Source organism: Janthinobacterium pasteuri (assembly GCF_051380775.1).
Lineage (GTDB): Bacteria > Pseudomonadota > Gammaproteobacteria > Burkholderiales > Burkholderiaceae_D > Janthinobacterium.
Genome location: NZ_JBNYXS010000048.1, coordinates 1 through 5,576, shown reverse-complemented (window position 1 = coordinate 5,576; position 5,576 = coordinate 1). Strand labels below are relative to the sequence as shown.

5 protein-coding genes and 1 rRNA gene are annotated in these 5,576 nt (G+C 58.7%); 5 read left to right on the top strand and 1 reads right to left on the bottom strand.

The genetic code is table 11. From position 1 onward, the window contains the following. A 5S ribosomal RNA gene (gene rrf / locus ACQ4WN_RS26105) occupies positions 1-95 on the top strand; the annotation flags it as partial. A gap of 129 nt (positions 96-224) precedes the next feature. Here rrf and ACQ4WN_RS26100 read toward each other — a convergent pair. Continuing rightward, positions 225-440, bottom strand: a complete 216-nt coding sequence (locus tag ACQ4WN_RS26100; RefSeq protein ID WP_436554118.1) for a hydroxyisourate hydrolase — start codon at positions 438-440, stop codon at positions 225-227. 56 nt (positions 441-496) lie between these two features. On the opposite strand from ACQ4WN_RS26100, the gene ACQ4WN_RS26095 reads away from it, so the two are divergent. From ACQ4WN_RS26095 to ACQ4WN_RS26080, 4 genes are all read left to right on the top strand, one after another. Continuing rightward, the gene (locus ACQ4WN_RS26095; RefSeq protein ID WP_436554117.1) at positions 497-1,186 is read left to right on the top strand and encodes a phosphatase PAP2 family protein; all 690 of its coding nucleotides are present in this window, start codon (positions 497-499) and stop codon (positions 1,184-1,186) included. Between the two features lie 62 nt (positions 1,187-1,248). After that, positions 1,249-2,727 carry a DUF2868 domain-containing protein gene (locus ACQ4WN_RS26090; RefSeq protein ID WP_436554116.1) on the top strand — a complete coding sequence of 493 codons (1,479 nt, stop codon included), beginning with the start codon at positions 1,249-1,251 and terminating at the stop codon, positions 2,725-2,727. After that, complete coding sequence (locus ACQ4WN_RS26085) at positions 2,724-4,214, top strand: DUF3482 domain-containing protein (RefSeq protein WP_436554115.1); 1,491 nt, start codon at positions 2,724-2,726, stop codon at positions 4,212-4,214. The genes ACQ4WN_RS26090 and ACQ4WN_RS26085 overlap by 4 nt, the downstream gene beginning before the upstream one ends. A gap of 37 nt (positions 4,215-4,251) precedes the next feature. Continuing rightward, complete coding sequence (locus ACQ4WN_RS26080) at positions 4,252-5,331, top strand: tartrate dehydrogenase (protein ID WP_436554114.1); 1,080 nt, start codon at positions 4,252-4,254, stop codon at positions 5,329-5,331. Positions 5,332-5,576: the final 245 nt, after the last annotated feature.

Genomic DNA, 5,576 nt, shown 5'->3' with positions numbered 1-5,576 from the left:
TTGGTCCCACCCCTTCCCATCCCGAACAGGACCGTGAAACAACTTTGCGCCGATGATAGTGCTGCAACCAGTGTGAAAGTAGGTTATCGTCAGGCTTGTTATTCGCAGTAGAGAAAACCCCCGCCAGCAATGGTGGGGTTTTTTTTCGTCTGGCGCTTTGTCTGGCAAGGCTTGCAGGCGTAAAAAAAGCAGCGTTGCACGCTGCCTTTGTCGTCGGACGTCGCTTAACTTCCTCGATAAGTTGAATACGACCACGGCGACACCACCAGCGGCACATGGTAGTTTTCATCCGTATGCGCAATGCCGAAGGCCATAGTCACCAGGTCGATGAAGCGGGGCGTAGGCAAGTCGAGGCTTTGGGCGGCGAAGTAGTCGCCTGCGTTGTTAATTGCGGGGAACGTCATGTGCTCTTCATATTCACACTGTACGATGACTTCCATGGCTACGGTCCTATGTGACCTCTCCTTATCATCTCATCAAGTAAATGTGTGCACCCATGCTGGCCAAGCTTAAGCTCGTCAAAACTCCCAAATGCATCGATAGCATCTTGATGCTGTCGGCCATGCTGATACTCTGGATCGGCAATTACAGCAACCTCGACCTCACTATCGCCGACAGCATGTTCGACGGCGCACGTGGGCAATTTGCCGGTGCTGACAGCGCGCTGGCGGGTAGTTTCCAGTTCTGCATGACCTTGCTTGGTGCCGCCGTGATCGGCTTGGCCATATGGGACACTTTGCGTCCGCTGGCCTGGCTTGCATCACGCCGCAGTGCCTTGCGCGTCATGGCTCTGTCGACCATGTTGGTGCCGCCAAGCATCTATTTGCTCTCTTCCTTCAGTGATGTGCCCTGTCCTACGGATTTGCTGCGCTATGGGGGACTGGAACCGTATGCGCGCATGCTGGAAACATTACCCGCCGGTGCGTCTGCCATGGCTTGCCTGCCCGCCACCCGGGCTAACACTGGCTGGTGGCTGCTGGCCTTGCCTTTGTTCTCCCTGCCCGGACGGCCCCGCATGGCGCTTCTGCTGGCCGGTGTCATGCTGCTGTGCGGTTTGGCGGCAGGCTGGCAGCAACAGTTGCAAGGTACGCAATTTTTCACGCACACCTTGTGGTCTGCCTGGATCGCTTCTTTCCTGATATATCTGCTGCATAACTTGCTCCGGGCCGAGGACGCGTTGGCCTGAAATACAAAAGTACGTCACAATCTGCCTGTCGAGTTGTCGTTTCATACAAAAACAGGAGCACCATGAACGAGCAGATTGCGAGAGAAGTGGTATTGGTCCGTGCCATCGAAACGGCCGACCAGAAAAAAGAAGTCCTCAGCGAGGACGACCGCATGTATGCCAGCCGCAGCGCGCGTGAGCTTGCGCAGTGGCAAGCCTCGGGCAAGCAGGCCGAAGTCACGGGTGACGATTTCCTGCAGCAGCGCTCCGAGCTGATCATCAAACGCATCACCGAGCGCACCCCCGCCTTCGCGGCTTTCGCGAAGCGTCGCAACGGCATGAAGACCCTGGCGCTGACCTTGCCATTGCTGGCCCTGCTGCTGGGGGCCGGCCTCGACCGCATCACCGATCCGCACCGCGTCGACCTGCTGTCGGCGCCCTTGCTGTTGATCATCGCCTGGAATGTTCTGGTCTACCTGGGCTTGCTGATCTGGCTATGCATCCCCTCGCACTCCCTCGGCTGGCCGAAAGCGGGGCTGGTGCGCCACCTGAGCGTGGGCCGCTTGGCCCTGCCGCGCAAACTCCCGCACTCCTTGTCCTCGGGCTTGCTCAGTTTCATGGGGGAATGGGCGCACCTGAGCGCCAAGCTGACGGCCGCGCGCCTGAGCCGTACCATCCACCTGAGCGCCGCCATGTTTGCCATCGGCGCCGTCGCCTCGCTGTATGCGCGCGGCTTCCTGTCGCAATACGCGGCCGGCTGGGAAAGCACGTTCCTGAATGCCAGTCAGGTGCACAGCCTGCTTTCGACCCTGTTTGCGCCAGCGATTGCCCTGTTTCATTTGCAAGGCTTTTCGCTGGCGGAAATCGAAGCACTGCGCTTCCCGCAAACGACGACCGTGGAAGGCGGCGCGCGCTGGGTGCATTTGTATGCGGCAACGATTTTCTTGCTGGTCGTGGTTCCCCGCCTGATCCTGGCTCTGGTCAACAACTGGCGTGCCGCGCGCCTGGCCAAGCACTTTCCACTGGATCTCGATCAACCATATTTCCGCAAGCTCAATGAAAGCATCGGCGTGGCCACGGGCGGCATGTTGCGTGTCTTGCCCTACAGCTTTACTGTCGATGAGGCGCGCCACAAAGGTTTGGGCCAGCTGTCCATCATGCTGTTTGGCGAGCAGGGGCGCATGATGCTGCGCCCATCGACGTCGTATGGTGAAGAGCCGCAGGAGGTCTTGCGCGGCACAGACTTGAATGATTCGCAAGTCAACATCACGGCCGTGCTGTTCAATTTGACGGCGACGCCGGAAAAAGAAAATCACGGCGCCTTCCTCGATTATCTGGTGCGCTCGTCGACACGGGGCATCGCCGTCCTGATCGACGAGTCCAGCTACCTGGAGCGCGCTGGCGAGCAGGTGGATAATGCCGCCCGTTTGGCGGAAAGAGTCGCCTTGTGGCAACAATTTTGCCTGTTCCATCAAACCCCGGCCACCCTGGTCAATTTGCTCAATCCTGCCTTGCACCCGCTCGATGCCGGTGTCGGCTTGAAAGTATCGGCAGCAACATGAGTGTGAATGTGAATAAAGATGTCCAGGATGATGCGGTGCAGATTCAGTTTGCACTGATTTCGCATACGAATAATGGCAAGACCACCCTGGCGCGCACCCTGGTGGGCGTGGATATCGGCGAAGTGCGCGACGCCGCCCACGTGACCGTGTTTGCGGAATCGCATACTTTGCTGGCAACGCCGCAGGGTGATGCCCTGCAATTGTGGGACACGCCCGGCTTTGGCGACTCCGTGCGCCTGCTCAAGCGTCTGGGTCAGTCGGGCAATCCCATCGGCTGGTTCCTGCGCGAAGTGCTGGACCGTTACCGTGACCGTCCGTTCTGGCTCAGCCAGCAAGCGCTGCGCACGGCCAAGGACGCGGCCGACGTGGTGCTGTACCTGGTCAATTCCTCGGAACATCCCAGAGATGCGGGTTATTTACCAGCGGAAATGAAAATCCTGGAATGGCTGGGCAAGCCCGTGGTGGTCTTGCTCAATCAGATGGGGCCGCCACGTCCTGGCAATGAGGAACACGGCGAGCAGGCGCGCTGGCGCGAACATTTGCAGCAATATCCCATCGTGCGCGACGTCCTGGCGCTTGATGCCTTTGCCCGCTGCTGGGTACATGAGCGTGTGTTTTACGAAGCCGTGGGGAAATTGTTGCCGCAGTCACAGCAAGCCGGCTATGCGCGTTTGTTTGCTACCTGGCAAGCGCAGAACACGGCGCGTTTCCAGCAGGCCATGCACTTGCTAGCCACGCAGTTGGCCGCGGCTGGGCAGGATCGCGAAGCCATCGAGCCCGTCTCCAAGGGCTTGCTGAAATCGGCCTTGCAGGTCGTGGGCATAGGCAAGAACGCAGAGCAGCAACGCCAGGAAAAGGCGATGGCCAGCCTGGTGGCGCGGCTCAATACGCACAGCGGTGTCACCACGCGTGAACTGTTGATCTTGCACAAACTCGACCCTACCGACGCGCATAAGATCAATAGCCGGATACGGGAAAATTTCGCCGTGCGCGCGCCGATCGACAAGGCGCAAGCGGGGCTATTGGGCGCCATGATTTCCGGTGCGGCGACTGGCTTGTCGGCCGACCTGATTTCCGGTGGCCTGACCTTGGGCACGGGCGCCTTGCTTGGCGGTGTCGTCGGAGCACTGACGTTTGCGGGTGCCGCCTGGGGTTTTAATTCCGGCACGGACCGCAACGAGCCCACCATGCAATTTACGGATGCCTTCCTGCGTACCCTGGTGGTAGCGGGTGTGCTGCGTTACTTGGCGGTGGCGCACTTTGGCCGCGGCCGCGGCAACTTTGTCGAAAGCGAGGCACCGGCCTTTTGGCAGGATGAAGTCGAGCAGGCGGTAGCGCGCCATGAGGGCGCATTGGCCGAGTTGTGGAAAGAGGTGCGCCGCGAAAAGTCCAATGAGCTGGCGGCCGAACGTGTGCAGCCCATCATCACGGCGATCACTGCCGATGTGCTGGCGCGACTGTACCCGGACGTGGCGCAGCAGATGTAATACGGGCTTCCATCGTCTATTTTCAACAGGGTTTCCCATGAGCGCACATAAAATCGCGGTCATCGCCGGTGACGGCATCGGCAATGAAGTCATGCCGGAAGGCTTGCGTGTGATTGAGGCCGCCGCCTGCCGTTTCAATATCGACCTGCAGTTTACGACCATGGCATGGGCCAATTGCGACTATTACCTGGAGCACGGGCAAATGATGCCCTCGGACTGGTTTGCGCAGCTCAAGGATTTCGACGCCATCTATTTTGGCGCCGTGGGTTGGCCGGACAAGGTGCCTGACCATATTTCGCTGTGGGGGTCGTTACTCAAATTTCGGCGCGAGTTCGACGAATACGTCAACTTGCGTCCCGTGCGGCTGATGCCGGGCGTGCCGTGTCCGCTGGCGAACAAGAAGCCGGGTGATATCGACTTTTATGTGGTGCGTGAAAATACGGAAGGAGAATATTCGTCCGTGGGCGGGCGCATGTTCGAGGGGACAGAGCGCGAAACGGTGCTGCAGGAATCCGTGTTTACGCGCAAGGGCGTCGACCGCATCGTCAAGTATGCATTTGAGCTGGCGCAAAGCCGGCCTAAAAAACACCTGACATCGGCGACGAAATCGAATGGCATCGCGATCAGCATGCCATTCTGGGATGAGCGGGTCGAAGCGATGGCGCCAGCGTTCCCCGATGTGCAATGGGATAAATACCATATCGACATTCTGGCGGCCCGCTTTGTATTGAGCCCTGAGCGCTTCGACGTAGTGGTGGCGTCGAATCTGTTTGGCGACATCCTGTCTGACCTGGGCCCCGCGTGCACAGGAACGATTGCCATCGCGCCGTCGGCCAATATCAATCCGGATCGCACTTTCCCCTCAGTATTTGAGCCAGTGCACGGTTCCGCACCCGATATCTATGGCCAGAATATCGCCAACCCGATCGGCATGATCTGGTCTGGCGCCATGATGCTCGATTTCCTCGGTAATGGCGATGCCAATTACACGGCCGCACATGACGCGATTTTGGGCGCCATCGAGCAGGTGCTCGAGCATGGTCCGCGTACGCCGGACATGGGCGGGGGCGCCAGTACGACCGAGGTGGGCATGGCGGTTGCCGAATTGCTGAAATAAAGCTTGCCGCCGGTAGGCGGCTTTGCTATAGTTCGCCTCCCCAATGAGACGCAGTCAAATGCGGCAGTTGAGGATCACCGGAAACGGTGATGTAGTAAAAAAGAAGGAGTTGACGGACGTAGCGAAATGCTTCATACTCTTCCTTCTTCGCAGCTGACAAACACAACGCTTTGTCGATAGCGCGAAAGCAGTACCGAATACAGTTCTTTAACAATTAACAGTCGATAAGTGTGGGCATTTGATGT

Bases quoted from the DNA above. Each gene is read 5' to 3' on its own strand.
- ACQ4WN_RS26080 (WP_436554114.1), top strand. From the start codon at position 4,252: ATGAGCGCACATAAAATCGCGGTCATCGCCGGTGACGGCATCGGCAAT.
- ACQ4WN_RS26100 (WP_436554118.1), bottom strand. From the start codon at position 440: ATGGAAGTCATCGTACAGTGTGAATATGAAGAGCACATGACGTTCCCC.
- ACQ4WN_RS26095 (WP_436554117.1), top strand. From the start codon at position 497: ATGCTGGCCAAGCTTAAGCTCGTCAAAACTCCCAAATGCATCGATAGC.
- ACQ4WN_RS26085 (WP_436554115.1), top strand. From the start codon at position 2,724: ATGAGTGTGAATGTGAATAAAGATGTCCAGGATGATGCGGTGCAGATT.
- ACQ4WN_RS26090 (WP_436554116.1), top strand. From the start codon at position 1,249: ATGAACGAGCAGATTGCGAGAGAAGTGGTATTGGTCCGTGCCATCGAA.